This is a genomic window from Paraburkholderia sp. JPY465 (assembly GCF_050436725.1).
GTDB lineage: Bacteria > Pseudomonadota > Gammaproteobacteria > Burkholderiales > Burkholderiaceae > Paraburkholderia > Paraburkholderia youngii.
Window position 1 is genome coordinate 930,385 of record NZ_JBNDMT010000002.1, and the last position, 24,052, is coordinate 954,436.

The window sequence follows — 24,052 nt, forward strand, 5'->3', positions numbered from 1 at the left end:
AACCACGGACCGCCCGCCTACCGGGACAGTTCGCGCCAATCCGCCAGCACAGTTGGCACCACACTTCGTCAACTGTTTATGCCGCCATTAAACCGCGAGGACTACAGTTTGGCTACGCTCAAAGCCCCAACCGACCCCCACTTCGAGGAGATGCCATGACTTCGCGCCCCGTCATCGACGATCTGTCGTCCTTCTGGATGCCCTTCACCGCCAACCGCCAGTTCAAGGCCGCGCCGCGCCTGCTGGAATCGGCAAAGGGCATGTACTACCGGAGCACCGACGGACGCGAGATTCTCGACGGCTGCGCGGGGCTGTGGTGCGTGAACGCCGGTCATAGCCGCGATGAAATCGTCGCCGCGATCACGCAGCAGCTGTCGACGCTCGACTTCGCGCCGACCTTCCAGATGGGCCACCCGCTCGCGTTCGAAGCGGCGACCAAGGTTGCCGAGCTGATGCCGGAAGGGCTCGACCGCATCTTCTTCACGAACTCGGGCTCCGAATCGGTCGACACCGCGCTGAAGATCGCGCTCGCCTACCATCGCGCGCGCGGCGAAGCTCAGCGCACGCGTCTGATCGGCCGCGAGCGCGGCTATCACGGCGTCGGCTTCGGCGGCATTTCGGTCGGCGGCATCGCGCCGAATCGCAAGACGTTTTCGGGCGCGCTGCTGCCGGCGGTCGATCATCTGCCGCACACGCACAACCTCGAACACAACGCGTTCTCGAAGGGCCAGCCGGCATGGGGCGCGCATCTGGCCGAGGAATTGGAGCGCATCGTCGCGCTGCACGACGCTTCGACGATCGCCGCGGTGATCGTCGAACCGGTGGCCGGCTCGACCGGCGTGCTGATTCCGCCGCAAGGCTATCTGCAGAAGCTGCGCGAGATCTGCACGAAGCACGGCATCCTGCTGATCTTCGACGAGGTGATCACCGGTTTTGGCCGTCTCGGCAAGGCGACCGCGAGCGAACACTTCGGCGTCACGCCGGACCTGATCACGATGGCGAAGGCGATCAACAACGCGTCGATACCGATGGGCGCGGTCGCGGCCAGCCGGACGATCCACGACACGGTGGTCGGCAGCGGCGCGCCGGGCGCGATCGAGCTGTTCCACGGCTACACTTATTCGGCGCATCCGGCGGCGGCCGCGGCCGCGATCGCGACGCTCGATCTGTACCGCCGCGACCAGCTGTTCGAGCGCGCGGCGAGCCTCGCGCCGGCGTTCGAAACCGCCGCGCATGGGCTGCGCGGCGCAAAGCATGTGAAGGACGTGCGCAATCTCGGCCTCGTCGCGGGCATCGAGCTCGAATCGCGCGACGGCGCGCCGGGCGCGCGCGCCTACGAGGCTTTCGTCAAATGCTTCGAGGCGGGCGTGCTGATCCGCTTCACCGGCGACATCCTTGCATTCTCGCCGCCGCTGATCATCGACGAAGAGCAGATTGCGCGGCTCTTCCGCACGGTTGGCGAAGTGCTGGCGACGGTGCAGTAAGAAGGCGGGCAAGCCCGCCAGCGGGTGACAACGAAAGAGCGGCGGCACGCGCATGCGTGCCGCCGCTCTTTTCCATTGCCGCCGCTTTGCGAGCCGCAAGGCTCAGTGATGCGCGCGCGACGCCCGCGTTTGCGCGGCCTTTTTCGCGGCAGCGGAGCGTCCAGCCGCGCCTTTGGTCGCCGCGGCCTTCTTGGCTGCGGCGGAGCGGCTCGCAGCAGGCCGCTTAGCTGCAGCCGACTTCGCCTGCTTCGACATCGCCGCCGACGACGCCCCAGCCTTGCTCTCACGCTTGAGCACGCTTTCCGACACACGCGAGCGTTTAGCACTGGACTCCTTGCTCGCGCTCTTCTTTGCAGCGCCCGCGTGCTTGCCCGCCGCACTGTCCTTCTGCGCTTTCTTGCGGGTCGCCTCGCTCGTCGCGCCCTTCTTCGGCGGCTTTACGTCGACGCCGGCGCGCCGCGCCTCGGACAGCCCGATCGCGATCGCCTGCTTCGGCGAGCGCACGCCGTGCTTGCCGGCGCGGACCTTGTCCACCTGTTCCTTGATGAACTCTCCCGCTTGGGTACTCGCTGATTTGCCCGCGCGTTTATCGGCCGCGGCACGCTTCAAGGTTTTCTGCTCTGGCATGACGGTTCTCCGGTTGTGGGTGAGCCTTTATAGTTCAGCAACGAGCGTGCCGCAACGCCCGTCCGCGCCCTGGTCCGGCAGCGGTTACGGGCGGGACTCGCGTGCGTGGGCGGGACGGCGTATGGTTGTGGACATGGGACGGGAGTCAGCGCCGAGGCGCCAACTCAAATCGACCGCTTGCACGGAGACAGCCATGAAGATAGTTACGGTTCGCGCTGGCGCACATATCGAGGGCGTGCACTGGATCGCCGAGTACGTCGAAGACGTCCACGAAATTCGCGTGTTTCGCGAGGGGCAAGAGGTGGACGTGCACAACGCGCCGTCCACCCTGTTCGGCGATGAAGAGAACGCGGGATCGAAAAACACCGCCGATCATCGCGCGATGGAAGCGGCCGTGCTCGCTTATCTGAAGCGCTTCGTCATGGAGCACGACGCGGAAGAGTAGGTTTCACCGGCGGCAGAAGCCGCCGCGGACGCGCCTTCACCAGCACTCACGCGGCCAGCGCGCGGCAGTCACGACGGACCGCCGCGCGCCGCGTCCTCAATCCGCCGGCCGCATTTTCTTCACCTCGGCGTCCGATGGCTGCACGCTCGCGCCATCCACATAGCGGTACGACGTCATCACACCCTTGCCGTCCTTCACGCCGGTCACGCCGACATACGCGCCCATCGTCGACTGGTTGTCCTGCGCGCGGTACGTGATCGGACCGAACGGCGTCTGCACATTGAGCCCCTTGAACGCGGCGGCGAGTTTGTCCGGATCGGTCGACCCCGCCTTCTTGATGCCGTCCGCGATCGACATCAGCGCCGAGTAGCCGACCACCGAGCCCAACCGCGGATAGTCGTGATATTTGGCCCGATACGCGTCGACGAACTGCTTGTTCGCGGCCGTATCGATCGAATACCACGGGTAGCCGGTCACGATCCAGCCGGTCGGCGCCTCGGCGCCGAGCGGATCGAGGTAGTCGGGTTCGCCGGTCAGGAGCGACACCACCGAACGATCCTTGAAGAGCCCGCGCGTGTTGCCCTCGCGCACGAACTTGCCGAGGTCGGCGGCGAACAGCACGTTGAAGATCGCGTCAGGCTTCGCGTCGGCGATCGCCTGGGTCACCGCGCCCGCGTCGACGTTGCCAAGCGGCGTCGCCTGTTCGACGACGAATTGCACGTCCGGCTGCGCGGCCGTCAGCAGTTTCTTGAAGGTCGCCACCGCCGATTGCCCGTACTCGTAGTTCGGATACACGATCGCCCAGCGCTTCTTTTTCAGCTTGGCGGCCTCGGGCACCAGCATCGCCACCTGCATATAGGTCGAAGGACGCAGATGGTATGTGTATTTGTTGCCATCGGCCCAGACGATCTTGTCGGTCAGCGGTTCGGCGGCGAGGAAGAAGATTTTCTTCTGCTTCGCGAAGTCGGCGAGCGCAAGGCCCGTGTTCGACAGGAAGCCGCCGAACAGCAACTGCACCTGCTCACGCGCGATCAGTTCCTGCGCGACGCGGATCGTGTCGCCGGGGTTGCCGCCGTCGTCGCGCGAAATCACTTCCAGTTGCTTGCCGAGCACGCCGCCGGCCGCGTTCACCTGCTCGAGCGCGAGATTCCAGCCTTGCTTGTAAGGCCCGAGAAAGGCGGGCTGCGCCTTGTAGCTATTGATCTCGCCGATCTTGATGGTCTGCTGGGCGCTCGCGCCGAACGCGGCGAACGAGCACACGGTCGACACCATGAGGCGAGAGATCCATCCTGCGCGCGTGGTCATGCGTTACTCCGTAATCAGAAGGAATGGTGGTTTTTTCAGACGTGCGAACGGGCGGGCAAGCGCGCCGGACCCGCGCACCTGCGGACGACGGCCGACGGCTCATTGCTCGCGCGGTTGCGCGCGGATTCTGGCCACGTTCGCGGCGACGTCCCGCCATGCCGGCTTGCCGTCCGCGAACTGCGCGCGCAGGTACGGCACGAACCCGGCGACCTGGGCGTCGTTCAAAATTTCGCGGTAAGCCGGCATCGTACCGAGTTCGGGCCGCGCAGGCGAGCCGATGCCGTCGAGAATCACGCGAATCGGGTTGTCCGGCGCCGCGCCGTGCGGGTTCGTATGCAGCGCGAGCGCCGGATCTGCGCCGAAAAGCCGCGCGCTCGCCTATCATCGGCGCCATCGGCCTCTACTTTCGCCGGCATTACTGGATGAATTCACACGCTCAGATAAGCGCGCCTCACCGTTTCGTTCCGTGCGAGTTCGCCGATCGTGCCGCTGAAACGGATCTGCCCTTTTTCGAGCACATATGCGCGGTCGCTGACCAGTTCGGCGAAGTGCAGATTCTGTTCCGACAACAAAATGGATAGCCCTTCGCGCTTCAATTCGAGAATCATGTTCGCCATCTGCTCGACGATCACCGGCGCGACGCCTTCGGACGGTTCGTCGAGCAACACCAGATACGGATTGCCCATCAGCGTGCGCGACACGGTCAGCATCTGCTGCTCGCCGCCGCTCATCTGGCCGCCGGGGCGCTGCGGCATTTCGCCGAGATTCGGAAACAGGCGGAACAGCTTTTCCGGCGTCCATTGCGGCGCGCCTTCGCGCGGCGGCTGGCGGCCCGTGTCGAGGTTCTCCATCACCGACAGATCCGCGAACACGCGGCGGTCCTCGGGCACGAAGCCGACGCCCATGCGCGCGATCTTGTACGGCGCAAGCGCGCTGATGTTCTGGCCGCGAAACGTGACTTCGCCGTGGCGCCGCGGCAGCAGTCCCATCACCGCTTTCATCGTCGTCGATTTGCCGGCGCCGTTGCGGCCCATCAGCGCGACCACTTCGCCACGGCCGACTTCGAGGTCGACGTCGAACAGGATGTGCGCGCGGCCGTAGAACGCATTGAGGCCGGAGACTTTCAGCATCGGTTCGCTCATTGCTGCGCTCCCCGGCCATTGCGCGCGTTGCCGTCCGCGTCCTGCAGCGCCGCGTGCGGCCGGAACATCTTGCCGGTGCCGAAATAGACTTCCTGCACGCGCGGGTCGTTGCGAATCGTATCGCCGTCGCCCTCGGCGATCAGCTTGCCGCGCGCGAGCACGATCATCCGGTCCGCGTACGCGAATACGACGTCCATGCTGTGCTCCGTAAACAGCACGCCGATCTTTCGTTCGGTCACCAGACGCCTGGTCAACGCCATCAATTCGTTGCGCTCCTTCGGCGCCATGCCGGCGGTCGGTTCGTCCATCAACAGCAGCTTCGGCCGGTTCGCGAGCGCGATCGCGAGTTCGACGCGCTTCACGTCGCCATACGCGAGCACCCCGCACGCGCGTTTCGCGTGCTCGCTCATGCCGACCTGTTCGAGCAACGCGAACGCTTCGCCGGCATGGTGCGCAGCCGCCGGTTTCCAGAGACCGAAGGTCTTTTTTTCGCGCGACACCAGCGCCATCTGCACGTTTTCGAGCACCGTCATCGAGTTGAAGGTCGCGGCGATCTGGAACGTGCGGCCGACACCGCGCCGCCAGATATCGCGCGGCCGCATGCCGACGAGTTCATGACCGTCGAGCAGGATCGATCCCGACGACGGCTGCAACTGGCCGTTGACCATGTTGAAACAGGTCGATTTGCCCGCGCCGTTGGGGCCGAGCAACGCCAGCAGTTGACCGGCTTCGAGCTCGAATGAAACGTCATCGACCGCCTTCAGTCCTCCGAATGACCGCGACAGACCGCTTACGCGCAGCAGGCTCATAGGCCCTCCTTGACCGCGGCGGTCCGTTGCGATGGCGACGCGGCGCCGCCGTTGGACTTATCGGTCTGATCGCCGTTCGCGTCGCCGAAACGCTCGCGAATGAAGCCGACGATTCCCTGCGGAAACGCGATCACCAGCAGCAGGATCGCGAAGCCGAGCAGCGCCTGCCAGTAGTCGGTCTGTCGCGCAACCGTGTCCTGCAGCCACGTGAACACGGCCGCGCCGACGATCGGCCCGCTCAAGGTCTGCAAGCCGCCGAGCAGCACCATCACGAGGCCATCCACCGAGCGGCTCACGCTGATCACTTCGGGCGAGATGTTGCCCTTCGAAAACGCGTACAGCGAGCCGGCGAGTCCGCAGAACAACGCCGCGATCACGAACGACGCCCACTGCACGCGCTTCACGTCGATACCGATCGCCTCGGCGCGCAGCGCGGAATCGCGCGACGCACGCATCGCGTAGCCGAGCGGCGAGAACAGCATGCGGCGCAACAGCCACACGCCGAGCACCGCGCACGCTAACGTCAGGTAGTAGAACGCGACCGGCGACGACAGCCAACTCGACGGCCATAGTCCGAGAATGCCGTTGCTGCCGCCCGTCACGTCGTCCCACTGGAACACGACCGACCAGACGATCTGCGCGAACGCGAGCGTCAGCATCGCCAGATAGACGCCGGACAGGCGCACGCAGAACCAGCCGAACACGAGCGCGCCGACCACCGCGAGCAGCGGCCCGAGCAGCAACGCCGCTTCCATCGGCAGATTCAGCACTTTGAGGAACAGCGCCGCGCCGTATGCGCCGAGTCCGAAGTACGCTGCGTGGCCGAACGAATGCAGACCGCCCGGGCCCATGATGAAATGCAGGCTCGTCGCGAACAGCACCGCGATCAGGATTTCGACGAGCAGCACCGGCATATACGGAAACGCGTTGGCCGCGAGCGGCGCCAGAACGAGCACTAGCAACACGACGGCGGCGAGCCACTTCAGACGCTTGCCCGCGGGACGCAATGGCGCTTCCGGCGCACCCATCGCGCGCACCGCGGCACTCGCGCGGCCCAGCAGACCCCAAGGCCGCACTACCAGCACGACCGCCATCACGACGAATTCGGCCACCAATGTAAAGCGGCTTAGCGACAAACCGATGCCGAAGAACGTCACATGGCCGATGCCGATGCACAGCGCCTTGATTTCGGCGATCAGCAACGCCGCGATGAACGCGCCCGGAATCGAACCCATGCCGCCGACCACGACGACCACGAACGCGTTGCCGATCGTCTCCAGGTCGAGCGACAGGTTCGCCGATATGCGCGGCCCTTGCAGCGCGCCGCCGAGCCCTGCGAGAAACGCGCCGACGAAAAACACGCCGGTAAACAGCCACGCCTGATTGATGCCGAGCGCGCCGAGCATCTCGCGATCCTGCGTCGCGGCGCGCACCAGCGTGCCCCAACGCGTGCGCGTCAACGCGTACCACAGCAGCAGCAATAGGATGGGGCCGATCACGATCAGTGCGATGTCGTAAGTGGGCAGCGGATGCCCGAGAAAGTCGACCGCGCCCGCGAGATGGGGCGCGCGGGGGCCGAACCGATCGTCGGGGCCCCAAAGCCAGAGCGCGGCGTCGCGAAAGATCAGCACGAGCGCAAAGGTGGCGAGCAAATGGAACAGCTCGGGCGCCTGATAGATCCGCCGCAGCACGACGATTTCGACGAGCGCGCCCAGCATCCCGACCGCGAGCGCGGCGGCCAGCACCGACAGCCAGAAGCCGCCCGCGGTATGGCCAAAGCGGCTCGCGATGCTGTACGCGACGTAGATGCCGAACATATAGAACGAGCCATGCGCAAAGTTGACGATGCGCGTCACGCCGAAGATCAACGACAAACCGGCGGCGACCAGAAACAGCGTCGACGCGTCGGCGAGTCCATTGACCAGTTGTACCAGCAGATTCGAAAGCATCGTGACCCTCGGCAGCGCGGGCGGCACCATGCGCGCCCGCGTCAAAGGCAGGACACTACCAGCGAAATCACCCGGGCAACAAGCGAAGGGCGTCCCCGCATACGCATTATCGATCACCGCAATCGCGACCGCACGGCACGCGGGCGGCTCGACGGTCTGCGTGCACGAACAGCTTGCGAAGCCTGATCGCCATCTCCGCTCTGCGAGGTTCGTTGCATTGCCGTTTACCGTGAGTTGGTGCGCACCGCTTCAGTTTCAGCGCAAGCCATCCTTGCCGACGACCGCCCCCTTCGCGAGGCCGCCCACCCGCGCATGCACGCGCTGCCCGTGCTCATCTCGAAGATGTAGACGATCTCCATATCGGGATGCAGATCAAACTGACGCATATCTTAAAAATTGTGTGCAACCAGTCGGTCTGGTTTAATCGTTGGTTCGTACAACCAATGAGAAAAAGACGATGGTTTGGATTTACAAGCATGAGAGCCACTTGTTGTATCACGACGACAAATACGTCACAGATACCGGATATTCCGGTAAGGGCGAGCACAAGGATAGACACAGTAGCCAGTACGTCCGCGACAAAGGACCGATCCCCGTTGGCCTGTATGAAATTACGGCACCGTTTCCACACCCCAAAACCGGACCGCATTCGATGCGGCTCAACCCCGTTGCGGGAACGAGCCTGGGCGGGCGCGATGGTTTCATGATCCACGGCGACAGCATGAAGGAACCCGGTAACGCGTCAAATGGATGTATCGTTCTTCGCCTGCCATTCCGGAAGCAAATCTGGGACAGTGGGGACAGAATGCTTAGGGTGGAACATCCATGAAACGCGCTCTCGCAGTCCTGCTGCTTTCCCTTCCCGCGTTATGCTTTGCGCAAGGTAGACCGAATCCGCCATGCGACAGGTGGCCGACGAACATCGCAGAAGGGAGACTAAAAAGCGCTGGCATGCTTGGCAGCATCGACTATACGAAAACCGAAGCCGTTCAACTCGCGTCCGAAAAAATAGGTAAATATGAGGATGGCGAACAGATGTGGCGCGAGGTCTATCACATCACCTTCCAAGAAAAAAACGGAAATAAGATCAAAGTGATTGCCGTAAACGAAGCAGCAGGCGAATTTGAATGCTCGATTGGTGGGGTTGACGTCTTTATTGTTTCAGGTCATTTGCCATCAGGCGACGCCGATAGAGCATTCAAGCAGATAGAGTGAGGCCCTTTGAATCCATGAAACACGCTTTTGCAGTCCTACTGCTATCTTTTCCCGCGCTATGCTTGGCGGAAACCGGCCCATACCCCCCATGCGGCGACCGATTTCCGGCCTATGTGGCCCAGATGGCGGTGAGAAAAACAGACATCCTCTCCTTGGATTTCGATGCTACGAAAACAAAAGCCGTGCGACTGGCGTCCGAGAAGATCGGTAAATACGAAGATGGCGAACAAAAGTGGCGCGGGGTCTATCAGATCACCTTTGAGGAGCGAAATGGAAATAAGATCAAGCTGGTTGCTGTGTATGAGATAGGCGAACTGGAGTGCACGATTAGCGACGAACAGTTTCTTATCGTTTCGAAACAGTTGCAGCGTGTCAGCGGGGACACTCGGTACAGGCAGATCGAGTGACTCGCGCCGGGTCAGACGCGGACCCGCTTCGCGTGGGTCTTTTTTACATTGAGCAAGGATTCGGCCTTGCGTCGTTATACTTATCTCTGCCCGTCAATTTTAAAGATGGAGGTAGGCGTGGCCGCTCTTTCCATTTGGCACTGGCTGGTGTTCGTTCTTGTTGTCGTTATCGCGGAGATAATCCCGCTATGGCTGATCCTGAAGAAGGCGGGATATGCGGGAGCCTGGTCGCTGCTTGCCTTCATTCCGGTGGTGAACGTCGTTCTGCTGTGGTTCATTGCACTGGCCCACTGGCCTGCATTGAACTCAAGACAGTCCTGACCTTTCGCGTCCGGTCTGAACGGTCGAACTGAAATGGCCGCCCGCTACCGCAAGCGTTCCTACCGTGAGCACGCCTGCCGTCAGCTTCGACCTGATCCGGCGCGCCGCGACGCTCGCGCATTGACGCGAGGTGATCAAGAAGACTGTATTGTGCCCGGTGTGCGTGCAGGTGCCGGCAAGCGTCGTAGCGACGATCGCCGCATAAAAAAACGCGCGACGGAAACATCCGTCGCGCGTTTGCTGATTGGCTCCGAAAACTACGAGCGCGCGGTCTTTACGACTTCGCCGCCGCGGCCGCCGCATCGTCCTCGCGGAACAGCTTGTCGGCCAGGTGGAACGCGGAGTTGGCCGCCGGCACACCGACATAAATCGCGGTCTGCAGCAGCACTTCCTTGATCTGTTCGCGCGTCACGCCGTTGTTCTTCGCGGCGCGCAGGTGCAGCGCGAGTTCTTCGCTGCGATTCAACGCAACCATCATCGCGATCGTCAGCAAGCTGCGCGTATGACGCGGCAGACCTTCACGCGTCCAGATCTCGCCCCACGCATAGCGCGTGATCAGGTTCTGGAACTCCTCGGTCAGCTCGGTGCGGTTCGCGAGCGAACGGTCGACGTGCGCGTTGCCCAGCACCGCGCGACGTACGCCCATTCCGGCTTCGTAACGGTCTTCATCGTTCATTTTGCCTCCGTCAGGAAGTCGAGCACGGTCTTCGTGAACTCGTCGACCTTCTCGATGTTGGAAATATGCGAAGCGTCGAGCTCGACGTAGCGTGCGCCCGGAATCGACTGTGCGAGTTCGCGGCCCTGCGCGGGCGTGGCGGCGAGGTCGTGCGTGCCGCTGATCACGAGCGTCGGCAGCTTGATGCCCGGCGTTTCGGGACGCAGGTCGGCCGCGTCGATCGCGTCGCAGTTCGATGCGTAGCCTTCCTTGTCGGTGTGCACAAACACGTCGCGGATCATCGCCAGCACGACCGGCTCGCGCTCGATGAAGTCTGCCGTGAACCAGCGCGGCAGCACCGCGTCGGCGAGTGCGAGCATGCCTTCCGAGCGTGCCTTCGCAGCGCGCGGCACCCAGACTTCCGGCGAGCCGATGCGCGCGGCCGTATTGCACAGCACGACGCGCTCGAAGCGGTCGCCGTGACGCGCGGCGAGCCCGATGCCGGTCAGGCCGCCCATCGAAATGCCGCAGAAATTCGCGCGCGCGATCTTCAGCGTATCCATCAGACCGAGCACGTCGCCGGTCAGTTGCTCGATCGTGTACGGCCCCTTCGGCGCTTCTGAATGGCCGTGACCGCGCGTATCGTAGCGCAGCACGCGGAAGTGCTTCGACAACGCCGCGACCTGCGGCGTCCACATGGACATATCGCAGCCGAGCGAATTCGACAGCACGAGCCACGGCGCGTGGCCGTGACGGTCGCCGTCGATGCGATAGTGAAGCTCGGTGCCGTTGACTGCGGCGTAGGGCATGCCGGTTACTCCTTGGAATGGGCGCGCTGCGCGCGCGTGGTGTGAAGCGCCAGCGCGGCGTCGACATATGCGTGCGCCTGGCCGACGTATTGAGCGGGATCGAGCAGCTGCTTCAAGCGCTCGATCGAAAGATGTTCGGTGACGGCCGCGTCGGCGGCAAGCACGTCGTACAGCGTCTTGCCGTCGCGGATCGCCGCCTTCGACGCGCGCTCCACCAGATGATGCGCGTCGAGCCGGCCGATCGCATCGCCGAGCGCGAGCATCACCGCTTCGCCGAGGATCAGGCCGTGTGTGACGTCGAGATTCTTCGCGAGTCGCGGCACGTTCACGTTCAGGCCGGACGCGATCTGTTCGATGTTCGCGAGCGCGCCGCCCGCGAGACGCGCGAGATCCGGCAGCGCGTCCCATTCGGCTTGCCAGCCGCCGAGCGCGCGTTCATGCTCCTGCACCATACCGGCGAACACGGTTGCGACCAGGCCGGGCGCTCGCGTCGCGGCCGCCAGCACTGCCGCGCAACCGACCGGGTTGCGCTTGTGCGGCATCGTCGACGATCCGCCCTTGCCGGCCGCGGCCGGCTCGGCGAGTTCGTCGATTTCGGTTTGCATCTGCAGCGAGACATCGCGCGCGATCTTGCCGAGCGTGCCGATCAGCATGCCGAACAGCGACGCCGTCTCGGCGATGCGATCGCGCTGCGTATGCCACGGCAGGGTCGGCACCGCGAGCCCGAGTTCCCTGGCAAGCGACTGCGTGACCTGCGGCGCCGCCTCGCGCAGACTCGCGAGCGTGCCTGCCGCGCCGCCGAATTGCAGGACCAGCACGCGCTCGCGCAGCGCATCGAGCCTATCGCGATGTCGCAGCAGCGCGTCTAGCCATTGCGCGAACTTCAGACCCAGCGTGATCGGCAGCGCCTGTTGCAGCCATGTGCGGCCGATCATCGGCGTCGCGCGATGGGTGGCCGCGAGTTTCGCGATCGCGTCGCAGGTGGCTTGCAGGCCGCTGTCGAGCAGGTCGAAGGTGTCGCGAAGTTGCAGCACCGTCGCGGTGTCGATGATGTCCTGGCTCGTCGCGCCCCAATGCACGTATTTGGCCGCTTCGGCGTCCGCGGCTTTGACGCGTGCGGTCAGTTGCTTGACGAGCGGAATCGCGAGGTTGCCGCCGAGCGCGGCGTCGCGTGCGAGCGCGTCGGCGTCGAGTTGGTCGGCCTGGCAGGCTGCTTCGATCGCGGGAACAGCTGATTCGGGAATGACTTTGTGCCCGGCAGAGGCACGCGCGAGCGCGGCTTCGACGTCGAGCATTCGCTGCAGCGTGGCACGCGGCGCCCAGATGTCGTTCATCGGCTGTGTGCCGCAAAGAAGGCCAGTCAGACGGGCGCTGGAGTCGAGCATGGTGACGACGATGTTGAGGAAATCGGAAGTGAAGAAGCGGCGCGGCGCGCGGCGGTTCGAAGCAGACACCGCGGTGAACCAGCGCTCATAGCGCGTTCGTGCCGTGCGTATGCCGCACTTTGTGCTGCGTATTGTGCGCCAAACGCGGGCAGGCTGTCGCTCAAGTTGCCAGGCCAGCGCTGACGAAGAATTTGCCTCGTCAACGCTGGCCCGTTCGTGCAATGCTGCCCTCAGATGAGGCGCCATCGATGCGGCCGCAAAACAGGCCGCCGCCGCGACGCCTCAGCCAGGCATCAGGCCGCGCGCGCGGCCTGCGTGCCGTCGGTCATCGGCACGCCGGTCAGCTTCAGCAGTTCGTCGAAGCCGATGTCCGTGAAAATCTCGCGCACGACGAGGCCTTCCTTCGTCACGTCGATCATCGCGAGGTCCGTATAGATACGGGTCACGCAGCCGATACCGGTGACCGGATACGAGCACTCGGCGGTGATCTTGCTTTCGCCTTGCTTGGTCAGGTGCTCCATCATCACGTAGACCTGCTTCGCGCCGATCGCGAGGTCCATCGCGCCGCCGACCGCCGGAATCGCGTCGGGCGCGCCGGTGTGCCAGTTCGCAAGGTCGCCCTTCGCCGACACCTGGAACGCGCCGAGCACACAGAAGTCCAGATGGCCGCCGCGCATCATCGCGAACGAATCCGCGTGATGGAAGTAGGCGCCGCCCGTGAGCAGCGTGACGTGCTGCTTGCCGGCGTTGATCAGTTCGTCGTCTTCTTCGCCCTTCGCCGGTGCCGGGCCCATGCCGAGCAGACCGTTTTCGCTGTGCAGGAAGATTTCCTTGTCGGCGGCGAGGTGGTTCGCCACCAGCGTCGGCACGCCGATGCCGAGGTTCACGTAAGCGCCTTCGGGGATGTCCTGGGCAACGCGCTTGGCCATTTCATCGCGGGTCAGTTTCTTCATGTCGGTCTCCGGGTCAGGCAGCAGCGTCGTGAGGATTGGGCGTGGGGAGATGCGCCGCTTGCGGCACTTCGATCACGCGTTGCACGAAAATGCCGGGCGTGACGATTTCTTCCGGATCGAGGCCGCCGAGCGGCACCACTTCCGACACCTGCACGATTGCGGTCTTCGCGGCGCTCGCCATGATCGGCCCGAAGTTACGCGCGGTCTTGCGATAGATCAGGTTGCCCCAGCGGTCGCCCTTGTACGCCTTGATCAGCGCGAAATCCGCATGCAGCGGCGCTTCGAGCACGTAGTGACGGCCGTCGATCAGGCGCGTTTCCTTGCCTTCGGCAAGCTTGGTGCCGTACGCGGTCGGCGTGAAGAAGCCGCCGATGCCCGCGCCCGCCGCGCGGATGCGCTCGGCGAGGTTGCCTTGCGGCACGAGTTCGAGTTCGATTTCGCCGGCGCGATAGAGTGCGTCGAACACATACGAGTCGGTCTGGCGCGGGAACGAGCAGATGATCTTGCGCACGCGCTTTGCCTTCAGCAGCGCCGCGAGGCCGATGTCGCCGTTACCTGCGTTGTTGTTGACGATGGTCAGCTCGCGCGCGCCCTGCTCGATCAGCGCGTCGATCAGTTCGGACGGCATGCCGGCCGTGCCGAAGCCGCCGATCATGACGGTCGCGCCGTCGTGGACATCGGCGACAGCCGATTGAAGTGTCTCGAAAATCTTGTTGATCATGTCGAAAATTCCTTTGGGGGCGCTACGTGCCGCTGGGCTGACAGCCCTCGCCGACAAGGGTCGCGGCAAAGCTCGCGCGGAAACAGTCTCCGGGCATGCTGGCGACGGCTCGCGAGGGAGAGAGCGGGCTGGCGCCTTCGATTGATTCGCCGCTGAATTTGTTCGTTACATGAACAGTGATTCGTTTAGCGAACGCCTCGGCGATTATGGTTGTCCTGTGGGCCGATTGTCAAGGCAGGGAAACCCCCTTCATCATAGGTCGCCGCTCGCGGCGGCGAAGGTCCGGGTTGCCCTCGTCCAGTGCTCGCCCTGCGCGCGAAAAAGCCGGCCGCGCGAAATCCCACTATGCTTATGGGCGATTTATCAACTAGGCTCTATAGCGATACGGCATAGGCACCGCGTTGCCTCGCCCGCCCCGCGAGCCATAACTAGCATGTCCGAGACACATCTGGATCTGAATCTGATCCCCTACCTGGTCGCGATGGAAGACACGCGCAACGTGAGCCGCGCCGCCGAGCAGCTCGGCGTGAGCCAGCCGCGCGTGAGCACCGCGCTTGGCCGTCTGCGCGAATACTTCGACGATCCGCTGTTCGTGCGCACCTCGAAAGGCATGGAGCCGACACCGCGCGCGCTCGCGATCCTGCCCGCCGCGCGCGACGCGCTGCTGCGCATCGAGAAAGGCATGCTCGACGTGCAGGACTTCGATCCGGCGACGAGCACGCACACGTTCTCGATCGCGCTGTCCGACGTCGGCGAGATCGTGTTTCTGCCGCGTCTTTTGCAGTTGTTCGCCGAGCGCGCGCCGTCCGCGAATCTGCGCTCGGTAACGCTGTCGCCGTCGCAGGTGGAACGCGGGCTCGAATCGGGCGATGTCGATCTCGCCGTCGGCTATTTTCCGGACCTGGCGGGCAACAACTTCTTTCAGCAGCGGCTCTTCACGCACCGCTTCATCTGCCTGATGCGCAGCGGACACCCGCTGTCGAAAGGGCCGCTCACGCTCGAGCAATACGTGGCGTCGGGGCATGCGGTCGTGCGCGCCGAGGGACGCAGCCAGGAAGTGCTCGAGCAGTACCTCGAAAAGAAGCGCATCAAGCGGCGCGCGGTGCTCGAAACGCCACACTTCATGAGCCTGCCTTTCATCCTCGCACGCACTGATCTGCTCGCGACCGTCCCGCACGCGATCGGCTTCGCGTACGTGTCGGAGCATGCGTCGATCATGCTCGTCGAGCCGCCGCTACCGTTGCCGCGCTTCGACCTGCGTCAGCACTGGCATCGCAAGTTTCATAACGATCCGCGCCTCAGCTGGCTGCGCGGCGTGGTCGCCGAACTGTTCAACGATGCAATGGACGAATGGCCGAAGTAGCCGCTCGAAGCAAGTCCGCGACCGCCCCGGCAGCGAGAGGGGCATCGGCACCATCGGTCGCAAAACATGGAACAATGACCTCAGTTACTGACCCCGCGCGCAGCGCAGCATCGACACGCGATCCAGGAGGACGACGCATGACCAGCAGCAAGGCAAAGAAAACCAAACCCGCAGCGGCCGTCGAACGCCCGAGCCGCGAAGAAGCTGAGGCAGCCGTGCGCGTGCTGCTGCGCTGGGCCGGCGACGATCCGCAACGCGAAGGCCTGATCGACACGCCGGCGCGCGTGACGCGCGCTTACGAGGAGTTCTTCGCGGGCTATCAGGTCGATCCGCGCGAAATCCTCGCGCGTACCTTCTCCGAAGTTGACGGCTACGACGAAATGATCGTGCTGAAGGACATCCGCTTCGAAAGCTACTGCGAGCACCATATGGTGCCGATCATCGGACGCGCACACGTCGCGTATCTGCCGAATCATCGCGTGGTCGGCATTTCGAAGCTCGCGCGTCTCGTCGATGCGTTCGCGAAGCGGCTGCAGATCCAGGAAAAGATGACGGTGCAGATCGCCGATACGCTGAACGACGTGCTGCAACCGGCCGGCGTCGGCGTGATTCTCGAAGCCGCGCATCAGTGCATGTCGACGCGTGGCGTGCATAAGGCGGGCGTCACGATGGTCACCTCGCGCATGCTCGGCACGTTTCGCACCGATCCGTCGACACGGCGGGAGTTTCTGGCGATCGTCGGAAATCCGGGCGTGGTGGCCATGCCGAATGCCTGATGCGGTGAACGCAGGGGCTGTTAGGGGTTCGCTGCCGATGCAGCCCCCGCCTCTGCGAATCCGGCGTGCGGCCTCGCGCGCATGGCCTTCGCGCTCGCCGGCAATGTCGTGGGGTGCGGGCGGGGTTGACAGTTAGTTGCGTCTTGACGATACAGGCCAATGCTCAACAGCGGCCGTCGACGCAAGCTTCTTCCCTCATTGATCACCGCGCCGCCCAATCCACACCCCTCCCCACCCGCACCGCCCACAAGCCATCGGCTATGCTGAATCCACGGTGCGCATGCCAGCTCACCGCAGCAACAGGAGCGGGTCAATTGGTCGAGTTTCCGTTGTCGGCGATTTCAACCTGGGGCAGCGCGATCGTATTCGTCAACGTCCTGCTGACGCGCCTCGGAGTACCGATTCCGGCCGTGCCGATGCTGCTGTTCGCGGGCTCGGCGATCGCCGCAGGCAACCTGTCGTTCTGGCCGACGCTCGGCGCGGCGGTGCTTGGCGCATTGATCGGCGACGGCACGTGGTTCGCGGCCGGCCGGCTGTATGGCCGCAAGGTGCTGGCATGGCTCGGCAGCCTGTCGCCAGTCGTCGATACGAGGCTCGAAATGGCGCGCTCGCTATTCGAACGCTATGGCATGCCGCTCGTGTCGATCTCGAAGTTCGTGCCTGGGCTTGGCCTGATCACGCCACCGTTGATGGGCACGACCGCTGTCGACATCCGCCTCTACGCGCTATGGGATCTGGCGAGCGTGATCACGTGGGCGACTTTCTGGTTGCTTGGCGGCGCGGCTGTGGAGCGCGAGGTGCATATGCTGCGCGCATTCGTCGAACGGCGCGGCGGCACACTCGCCGACATTCTTCTGGTGGTGGCGCTGGCTTATCTGCTCTACCGGCTGTATCTGCGATATGACGAACGACGCCGGTTCACGCGAGCCGCGTCGGCCCCGGCCACGCCGATGCTGGCCGCGCCGACGCACGCCTCGGCGGCGAGCGTCGCATCGAGACTGCCGTGGAGCTGGCGGCACTCCGGTCGCCTGAGTCGCACGGCGCCGTCCCGCGTGCTCGATGCGCGGCCCGGCGCACCGCTGCTCGATCTGCGAGGCCAGATTCCCGACGCCCTCGCGCTTGATCCGCATTCGCCCGAACTGATCGACGGTGCGCTGCGCGCGCACGACGTGGTCATCTACTGCATCTGTCCGGACAGCGCGACCGCGCTCGAAGTCTCGCAACATATGCGCCGCAATGGCTACACGCGGATTCGCGCACTGCGCGGCGGGCTCGATGCATGGCAGCGGCGCGGCTTCCCGGTGGGCTCGCTGGCTTACGCGGCCGGCACGGCGCCCGCTCAGCCACGTTCGGCGTGGGGTGAAACGGCAGCTGCAGTGACGTTGCGCGGTTTCGCGCCGCGCAGCGTGGAGCGTGCCTGATTCGCGCTGCGTCGCGACCCACGCAGGCCGGGAAAGCGCTCGCGCTCACGTGAACGGATACCTGGGCGTCAGAGCGCCGCGCCTGTACTCGACGCCCCCTGCGCCGCCGAATACTCGGCCCACTGTGCCGACCGGGTGCGATTGCGCCCTTCGGTCTTCGCCACGTACAGCTGTCCGTCAGCGGCGGCCAGCAGCTCGACTCCATTGGCGAAATCCGTGGCGCTCGGCAGCGCCGTGGCGCAGCCGACGCTTACCGTCACCGCCTGCGGCGCATCGTGTCCACGCACGATGACGCGGTTTTCCACCTTGCGGCGAATCTGCTCCGCGACCGTGAACGCGCCCTGCGCGGGGGTATCCGGCAGCACCACCGCGAACTCTTCGCCGCCGTAGCGCGCGACCAGGTCCACAGAGCGCCGCGCCACGGACGCGATGCAATCCGCCACCGCGACCAACACCTCGTCGCCGCTCTCATGGCCGTAGGTGTCGTTGAAACGCTTGAAGTGATCGATATCGATGAACAGCACCGACAGCGGCTTGTTGTCGCGCCGCGCGCGCTTCCATTCGTCGTCGAGCCGCTTGTCGAGCACGCGGCGATTGCTGAGCCCGGTCAGCGGATCGGTCGACGCGAGACGCATTAGCGCAGCCTGCGCGCGCTGCTTGTCGCGCAGCGCGAACGTGAGCAGCCACGACACGACCACGAATACCGCACCGAACGCGATGGTCAGCGCAGCGGCCACGTGGCTGCGATGCTGCCACGGCGCGAGCACGTCGTCGACGGCGGGCGCGATCGCCACGATCAGCGGCGTGCCGGGCACGTGCGCGTATGTGAAGATGCGACGCACACCGTCGACCGGCGAGACCGCTACGAAGCTGCCGGAGTCGTGCGCGGTCATCGGTAAGAAGGTCGGCGACTTTGCGACGCTCCCGCCGATATCGCGCCCTTCGATGGGCTTGCGCGCGAGCAGCGTGCCGTCCGTCATCACGATGAAAACCGAACCCTGCTCGCCGGTGTCGATCCGGTCGAGCAGGTGCTGGAAGTACTCGATGCGAATAGCGAGCAGCGCGATGCCGGCGAAGTTGCCCTGCGCATCGTCGATGCGCCGCGTCAGCGCGATCGACGGCTTGCCGCCGCGCAGCCGCGACATGAACGGATGCGAGAAATACAGGCCGGCCGCCGGATTGCGCTGCTGTACCTGAAAGTATTCGCGGTCGTCGAGATGGACGGTAGTGTTCGCGTCGTCGTACTGTGCGGCCGCCACTTCGCCGTCGGCGCCGACGACATATGCACCGCCGAGAAAGGCGGCGGTGGTCGCGCGATCGAACAGCCTCGCCTGGCGTGCCGGGACTGGCAGCGTCCAGGTATCCGGATCGCGCGCGGCATCCACCATCGATTGCAACGACAGACTATAGATTTCGACGTTACGGGCGAGATCCGCGGAAATGATCGACACGAGGTTTTGCGAGGTCTGGCGCGCATGAGCGAGCATTTCACGGCGACCTTCGCCGACCTCCACCGCGGTCAGGATCGACATCGCCAACGCGACGAGCGTGCCGGCGACGCCGGCCACCCACGGGCGGTTGCCCACATAGCGGGTCATCCCGGTTCGAACGGCATGCAACGTCAGGCGCAACCGATGACGCAGCGAAAGCCCATGCTGTGCCACGCTCCTCGCCTCCTTTCGCGGACGATTCTTTTGGACCGGCAGCGCGGTGCGCCGTGCATGTTGGGCCGCGGGTCCTCCGCGCCAGCGAGACGAGAGCGTTCGCTCAGCCCAGTAGCTCCGACGCCGCGCGCAAGCGGCGTTTGCGTTTCCTGTCGAGCCAGGCCAACGCGGTTTCGATGTGATCCGCGTCGGCAAGCGACGCCGCATTGTCGCGCAACAGCGCTTCGCTGGCGACGGTATCGTTGAGCAAGCCGAAGCGCTTCTGAAGCTTTTTCAGCCGCTTGAGCGTGCGCTTATGGCTGATTTTAAGCACCGGCCCGAAAAACTCGAACAGATAGCGCAGTTTCTTGCCCGCTTTTCTGACATCGTGGAAGGCGGCGTAATTCGAGCGTTTGGCATGGCGCGCGCGTTTGATGCGCTTTTTCAATGAGCGCTCCGACGCCCGAATGCGTCGAGCGGCAAATTTGCGCAACGCAATATCCGCATCGTGGGTGGCGTGCAGTTCCCCGGAAGTGGTGGCTAATGCATCGCGCAACAGATGTTTGACGTCGGCATTCAACAACGTCTCGCGGCTGGTCGCCAGCGTATCGCGGCGCGTCTGCTCGAGCTTAGGCATCAACGCTTGTGCGTCACCGCCTTTCTGCTTGAGCAACTCGATCAGGATGTCCCAGTCGCGCGTTTTACCGGCCGCGGTGGCGAGGAACTTGTACACCGCGCGCTGGCGAGAATTCTCGCCCTTGTCGAGCAGCGGTGCGAACGCCCACCACAACGAACGCAAACGCCGCAGTGACACACGCAGTTTGTGCAGCGCTTCGGGTGACGGGTCGTCGTGTATGCCTTTGGCGAGTCTGATCGCCTCATCGACGAGTGGCTCGGCGTAGGAAGTAAAGGCCCGCTGCGCCGATTCTTCCGGTACCGGCTCGTTGGCTGTTTCGCTGTCTTGCTTCATCGATGCTCCCGGAAACATGACCGTATTTCCAGCGTAGCAAAATTGATGCTCACGAGGGAATCACCGCGCATATCAGCGGGTTTTCCAGTTCCGCGTTGGCGCGTCGTGTCGGTAGCGCCTATGCTCGACCGATGGGGCGCTTATCGCGCGGTCCGGCGAATGCTCCGGTTTGACGATGCAGTGTGCAGCGCGGCAAATGCCGCCAAACAGACCCCTAGGAGGATGTATGCGAATACTCGTTGTCGGTGCGACCGGCCTGCTCGGCTCGCACATCGTGAAGCTGCTCGCCACCGAGCATGACGTGGTCGGCGCAAGCCGCAAGGGCTCCGATCTGCACGTCGACCTGTCCGACAAACGCAGCATCGAAGCGATGTATGCGCAAGCCGGCAGCTTCGACGCGATCATCTGCGCGGTCGGCTCGGCGAAGTTCGCGCCGCTCGCGGCGCTTGGCGACGAAGACTTTTCTTTTAGTCTTGCCAATAAACTGATGGGGCAGGTCAATGTTGTGCGCTGCGGCGTGGACCATGTGTCCCAAGGCGGCTCGTTCACGCTGACGAGCGGCGTGCTCGCGCAACAGCCGATGGAAGGCAGCGCCGCGGTCAGCATCGTCAATGCGGGTGTCGAAGCGTTCGCGCGCTCGGCCGCGCTCGAGTTGCGCGGCAAGGCCCGCGTCAATGTGGTGAGCCCGGGGTGGGTCGCCGAAACGCTCGAATCGATGGGCCGCGATCCGTCGCAAGGGGTGCCGGCGGAAATCGTCGCGCAAGCCTATAAACGCGCCCTCGGTGGTAGTGCAAGCGGCGAGGTCATCAGCGCATCGTAGGCGCTACCGCGGTGCGTTCACCGTCTGGTTTTATTCATCACTTGCTTAGTCGGATGCGCGGCGCGGCATGAGCCGCGCCGCGTCTATTTTTCCGCCCCCCATAGCCGTCACGCAGTTGTCATCAATGCGACACGCAGCGAAAGCAGCATCGAATACTCTGCGACCACAATTTTGGGGCTCACGTCATGCCGGAACTTTCGTATCCGCAACCAGGCGCCGCCAGCGGCAAGGGCCGTAGCGCAGGCCTGGTTATTTTCGCCGGCCTGCTCATCGCGGGCGTCGTGTACTGCGGCGTTCATCTGATAGACGATCTGCAGCCCGTGCGCGAAAGCTCGGTGCTGCCCTATCTGTTGCTCGGCGTCGCGCTGCTGATCGCGCTCGGCTTCGAGTTCGTCAACGGGTTTCACGATACGGCCAATGCGGTCGCCACCGTCATCTATACCCACTCGCTGACGCCGAATATCGCGGTCGTCTGGTCCGGCGCGTGGAATTTCCTCGGCGTGCTGTTGTCGAGCGGTGCGGTCGCCTTCGGCGTGCTGCAACTGCTGCCTGTCGAGCTGATCCTGCAGGTTGGCAGCAGCGCCGGGTTCTCGATGGTATTCGCGCTGCTGATCGCCGCGATCATCTGGAACCTCGGCACGTGGTCCCTGGGCCTGCCTTCTTCGAGCTCGCACACGCTGATCGGCTCGATCATCGGCGTGGGCCTGATGAATCAGATGATGCATGGTGCGAATGGCACCAGCGGCGTCGACTGGACTCAGGCGCTCGGCGTCGGCAAGTCGCTGCTGTTTTCGCCGATCGTGGGCTTTCTGCTCGCGGGCTTGCTGCTGCTGATCCTGAAGGCCGTCGTGCGCGTGCCCGCGCTGTATGCCGAGCCGAAGGGCAAAGAGCCGCCGCCGTTCTGGATTCGCTGTCTGCTGATTCTGACCTGCACGGGCGTGTCGTTCGCGCACGGCTCGAACGATGGCCAGAAAGGCATGGGGCTGATCATGCTGATCCTGATCGGTACGGTGCCCACTGCGTACGCACTGAATCGAGCGGTCACGCCGGAGCAAACGCAGAACTTCGTCGCGGTCGCGCATCAAACCGCGGCGACGCTAGCGCGCTACACGCAGGGCGCGGGGCCGTCCGCAGATCCGCGCGCCGACGTCGAGGCCTTCGTGCGCACCCGTCAGTTGACACCCGCCACACTGCCGGCGCTGCGGCAATTGACCGAGCAGATCGGCCGCCAGGTCGGCGAATTCGGCTCGATGGCGGCGGTGCCGCAAGGCATCGTCGATAACGTGCGCAACAACATGTATGTCACGTCCGAGGCGATCCGTCTGATGCAGAAGGCCAATCAGCCGCAGTTCTCGGCCGAGGACGCAAAGGTCATCGCCAACTTCAGAACGCAGATCGATCACGCGACCAAGTTCATTCCGCCGTGGGTCAAGGTGGCGGTCGCGATCGCGCTGGGTCTCGGCACGATGGTCGGCTGGAAGCGCATCGTCGTCACGGTGGGCGAGAAGATCGGCAAACAGCATCTGACGTATGGCCAGGGCGCGTCGGCTGAACTCGTCGCGATGGTCACGATCGGTGCCGCCGACGTCTACGGTCTGCCGGTGTCGACGACCCACGTGCTCTCTTCCGGCGTGGCCGGCACGATGGCGGCCAACGGCTCGGGCCTGCAATGGGCCACCGTGCGCAGCCTGATCCTTGCATGGGTGTTGACGCTGCCCGCGTCGATCGCGCTCGCGGGCGGGTTGTACTGGGTGTTCCGATCGGTGTTCTAAGTTCGCCGCTCCAGCGGAATGCAGCACGAAAAAAAGCGCGGTACGTTCTATACGTACCGCGCTTTTTTGTTGGCAAGCTCGTTCATGCGATCCGGCTTTAGTACACCTCGGGCACGATCATCGCCTCAGGCACCGGCTGGCGGCTATAGTCCTCGTGATAGACACGCGACGGCAATTCGATGTGCGGATGCTCGATGTCGTGATACGGCACCTGGCTCAGCAGATGGTGAATGCAGTTCAGGCGCGCGCGCTTCTTGTCGACGGCCTGCACGACCCACCACGGCGCCTCGGGAATATGCGAGCGCTGCAGCATCACTTCTTTCGCCAGCGTATACGCTTCCCAGCGGCGCCGGCTTTCCAGATCCATCGGGCTCAGCTTCCACTGCTTCAGCGGATCGTGAATGCGGTTCTGGAAGCGGATTTCCTGCTCTTCGTCGGTGATCGAAAACCAGTACTTGAGGATCTGCACGCCGCTGCGCACGAGCATCTTCTCGAACTCAGGCACCGAGCGGAAAAACTCTTCGTATTCCTCGTCGGTGCAGAAGTTCATCACCCGCTCGACGCCCGCGCGGTTGTACCAGCTGCGATCGAACAGCACCATTTCGCCGCCCGCCGGCAGATGCGATACATAGCGCTGGAAATACCATTGCGTGCGCTCGCGATTGTTCGGCGCGGGCAATGCGGCCACGCGGCAAACGCGCGGATTGAGTCGCTGCGTGATGCGCTTGATCGCGCCGCCCTTGCCGGCCGCGTCGCGCCCTTCGAAGATCACGACGAGCCGATGTCCGGTCGCGACGATCCAGTCCTGCAGCTTGACCAGTTCCCCCTGCAGCCGGAACAGTTCACGGAAGTACTGCTTGCGCGCCTCGCGATGCTCGGGCGTAAAGCCGGCCGGGCCGTCGATGATGCGGTCGTCGACCTCCATTTCGAGTTCTTCGTCATAGGCATCGATGAGGTCTTCCTCGAAACGGCGTTGCCGCTCCGCCATCAATTCGAAATCGGGTCTCGGGTCCGGCTCTTTCATTGCGGCTCTCCTCGCAACAGGAATGGGATGGCGCGC

General features: G+C 64.1%; 24 protein-coding genes and 1 pseudogene. 11 read left to right on the forward strand and 14 right to left on the reverse strand.

Features of this window, described 5'->3' with window-relative positions:
- The first annotated feature begins 155 nt into the window (after positions 1-155).
- Positions 156-1,484 (forward strand): aspartate aminotransferase family protein, encoded by a 1,329-nt coding sequence (locus QFZ94_RS06315; RefSeq protein WP_410850603.1) that lies wholly within the window; start codon positions 156-158, stop codon positions 1,482-1,484.
- Positions 1,485-1,586: 102 nt separating this feature from the next.
- Here QFZ94_RS06315 and QFZ94_RS06320 read toward each other — a convergent pair whose 3' ends face one another.
- Positions 1,587-2,111: a DUF6496 domain-containing protein gene (locus QFZ94_RS06320; RefSeq protein WP_368585151.1), complete on the reverse strand. Its 525-nt coding sequence runs from the start codon at positions 2,109-2,111 to the stop codon at positions 1,587-1,589.
- Positions 2,112-2,304: 193 nt separating this feature from the next.
- On the opposite strand from QFZ94_RS06320, the gene QFZ94_RS06325 reads away from it, so the two are divergent.
- Complete coding sequence (locus tag QFZ94_RS06325; protein ID WP_176125892.1) at positions 2,305-2,556, forward strand: hypothetical protein; 252 nt, start codon at positions 2,305-2,307, stop codon at positions 2,554-2,556.
- A 96-nt stretch (positions 2,557-2,652) separates the two neighbouring features.
- Here QFZ94_RS06325 and QFZ94_RS06330 read toward each other — a convergent pair whose 3' ends face one another.
- From QFZ94_RS06330 to QFZ94_RS06350, 5 genes and pseudogenes are all read right to left on the reverse strand, one after another.
- Positions 2,653-3,861 carry an ABC transporter substrate-binding protein gene (locus QFZ94_RS06330; protein WP_429455928.1) on the reverse strand — a complete coding sequence of 403 codons (1,209 nt, stop codon included), beginning with the start codon at positions 3,859-3,861 and terminating at the stop codon, positions 2,653-2,655.
- Positions 3,862-3,960: 99 nt separating this feature from the next.
- Positions 3,961-4,230 (reverse strand): annotated as a pseudogene (locus QFZ94_RS06335) (c-type cytochrome); the annotation flags it as partial.
- A 59-nt stretch (positions 4,231-4,289) separates the two neighbouring features.
- Entirely contained in the window at positions 4,290-5,003 is a 714-nt protein-coding gene (locus tag QFZ94_RS06340; protein WP_368585149.1) for an ABC transporter ATP-binding protein, read from the reverse strand.
- Positions 5,000-5,812 carry an ABC transporter ATP-binding protein gene (locus tag QFZ94_RS06345; RefSeq protein ID WP_368585148.1) on the reverse strand — a complete coding sequence of 271 codons (813 nt, stop codon included), beginning with the start codon at positions 5,810-5,812 and terminating at the stop codon, positions 5,000-5,002. Before QFZ94_RS06345 ends, QFZ94_RS06340 begins: the two co-directional genes overlap by 4 nt.
- A complete protein-coding gene (locus QFZ94_RS06350) occupies positions 5,809-7,761 on the reverse strand; it encodes an ABC transporter permease (protein WP_429455929.1) in 1,953 nt (650 codons plus the stop codon). The genes QFZ94_RS06345 and QFZ94_RS06350 overlap by 4 nt, the downstream gene beginning before the upstream one ends.
- Before the next feature lie 427 nt (positions 7,762-8,188).
- Here QFZ94_RS06350 and QFZ94_RS06355 point away from each other — a divergent pair, with 427 nt between their 5' ends.
- From QFZ94_RS06355 to QFZ94_RS06370, 4 genes are read left to right on the forward strand one after another with little or no spacing between them, the layout of a single operon-like run.
- On the forward strand, positions 8,189-8,590 hold the full coding sequence (locus QFZ94_RS06355) for a tlde1 domain-containing protein (RefSeq protein ID WP_429455930.1): 402 nt from the start codon (positions 8,189-8,191) through the stop codon (positions 8,588-8,590).
- On the forward strand, positions 8,587-8,976 hold the full coding sequence (locus QFZ94_RS06360; protein WP_429455931.1) for a hypothetical protein: 390 nt from the start codon (positions 8,587-8,589) through the stop codon (positions 8,974-8,976). Before QFZ94_RS06355 ends, QFZ94_RS06360 begins: the two co-directional genes overlap by 4 nt.
- A gap of 14 nt (positions 8,977-8,990) precedes the next feature.
- A complete protein-coding gene (locus QFZ94_RS06365) occupies positions 8,991-9,383 on the forward strand; it encodes a hypothetical protein (protein ID WP_410850609.1) in 393 nt (130 codons plus the stop codon).
- Between the two features lie 48 nt (positions 9,384-9,431).
- A complete protein-coding gene (locus QFZ94_RS06370) occupies positions 9,432-9,704 on the forward strand; it encodes a hypothetical protein (RefSeq protein ID WP_429455932.1) in 273 nt (90 codons plus the stop codon).
- 274 nt (positions 9,705-9,978) lie between these two features.
- Here QFZ94_RS06370 and pcaC read toward each other — a convergent pair whose 3' ends face one another.
- The 5 genes from pcaC to QFZ94_RS06395 form a co-directional block, all read right to left on the reverse strand.
- Positions 9,979-10,380, reverse strand: a complete 402-nt coding sequence (gene pcaC, locus QFZ94_RS06375; RefSeq protein ID WP_013092338.1) for a 4-carboxymuconolactone decarboxylase — start codon at positions 10,378-10,380, stop codon at positions 9,979-9,981.
- On the reverse strand, positions 10,377-11,168 hold the full coding sequence (gene pcaD / locus QFZ94_RS06380) for a 3-oxoadipate enol-lactonase (RefSeq protein ID WP_013092339.1): 792 nt from the start codon (positions 11,166-11,168) through the stop codon (positions 10,377-10,379). Before pcaD ends, pcaC begins: the two co-directional genes overlap by 4 nt.
- 5 nt (positions 11,169-11,173) lie before the next feature.
- Positions 11,174-12,553: a 3-carboxy-cis,cis-muconate cycloisomerase gene (locus QFZ94_RS06385; protein ID WP_429457722.1), complete on the reverse strand. Its 1,380-nt coding sequence runs from the start codon at positions 12,551-12,553 to the stop codon at positions 11,174-11,176.
- Positions 12,554-12,846: 293 nt separating this feature from the next.
- On the reverse strand, positions 12,847-13,506 hold the full coding sequence (locus QFZ94_RS06390) for a 3-oxoacid CoA-transferase subunit B (protein WP_062131414.1): 660 nt from the start codon (positions 13,504-13,506) through the stop codon (positions 12,847-12,849).
- Between the two features lie 13 nt (positions 13,507-13,519).
- Complete coding sequence (locus QFZ94_RS06395; protein WP_368585143.1) at positions 13,520-14,227, reverse strand: 3-oxoacid CoA-transferase subunit A; 708 nt, start codon at positions 14,225-14,227, stop codon at positions 13,520-13,522.
- A 433-nt stretch (positions 14,228-14,660) separates the two neighbouring features.
- Between QFZ94_RS06395 and QFZ94_RS06400 the strand changes: the two genes are divergently transcribed.
- The 3 genes from QFZ94_RS06400 to QFZ94_RS06410 all read left to right on the forward strand — a co-directional run bounded on the left by QFZ94_RS06400 (position 14,661) and on the right by QFZ94_RS06410 (position 17,787).
- Complete coding sequence (locus tag QFZ94_RS06400; protein ID WP_013092343.1) at positions 14,661-15,590, forward strand: LysR family transcriptional regulator; 930 nt, start codon at positions 14,661-14,663, stop codon at positions 15,588-15,590.
- A gap of 137 nt (positions 15,591-15,727) precedes the next feature.
- Entirely contained in the window at positions 15,728-16,366 is a 639-nt protein-coding gene (gene folE, locus QFZ94_RS06405) for a GTP cyclohydrolase I FolE (protein ID WP_176125881.1), read from the forward strand.
- Positions 16,367-16,680: 314 nt separating this feature from the next.
- Positions 16,681-17,787, forward strand: a complete 1,107-nt coding sequence (locus QFZ94_RS06410) for a VTT domain-containing protein (protein ID WP_368585141.1) — start codon at positions 16,681-16,683, stop codon at positions 17,785-17,787.
- Between the two features lie 68 nt (positions 17,788-17,855).
- Here the strand turns inward: QFZ94_RS06410 and QFZ94_RS06415 are convergent, their stop codons facing one another.
- Entirely contained in the window at positions 17,856-19,451 is a 1,596-nt protein-coding gene (locus QFZ94_RS06415; protein ID WP_429455933.1) for a diguanylate cyclase, read from the reverse strand.
- Positions 19,452-19,554: 103 nt separating this feature from the next.
- Positions 19,555-20,400: a CHAD domain-containing protein gene (locus QFZ94_RS06420; protein ID WP_429455934.1), complete on the reverse strand. Its 846-nt coding sequence runs from the start codon at positions 20,398-20,400 to the stop codon at positions 19,555-19,557.
- Between the two features lie 226 nt (positions 20,401-20,626).
- On the opposite strand from QFZ94_RS06420, the gene QFZ94_RS06425 reads away from it, so the two are divergent.
- Together QFZ94_RS06425 and QFZ94_RS06430 are read left to right on the forward strand one after the other, a co-directional pair.
- A complete protein-coding gene (locus tag QFZ94_RS06425) occupies positions 20,627-21,220 on the forward strand; it encodes a short chain dehydrogenase (RefSeq protein ID WP_429455935.1) in 594 nt (197 codons plus the stop codon).
- A gap of 185 nt (positions 21,221-21,405) precedes the next feature.
- Complete coding sequence (locus tag QFZ94_RS06430) at positions 21,406-22,992, forward strand: inorganic phosphate transporter (RefSeq protein ID WP_429455936.1); 1,587 nt, start codon at positions 21,406-21,408, stop codon at positions 22,990-22,992.
- A gap of 97 nt (positions 22,993-23,089) precedes the next feature.
- On the opposite strand, the gene ppk2 is transcribed toward QFZ94_RS06430, so the two are convergent.
- On the reverse strand, positions 23,090-24,016 hold the full coding sequence (gene ppk2, locus QFZ94_RS06435; protein WP_368585135.1) for a polyphosphate kinase 2: 927 nt from the start codon (positions 24,014-24,016) through the stop codon (positions 23,090-23,092).
- Positions 24,017-24,052 lie beyond the last annotated feature (36 nt).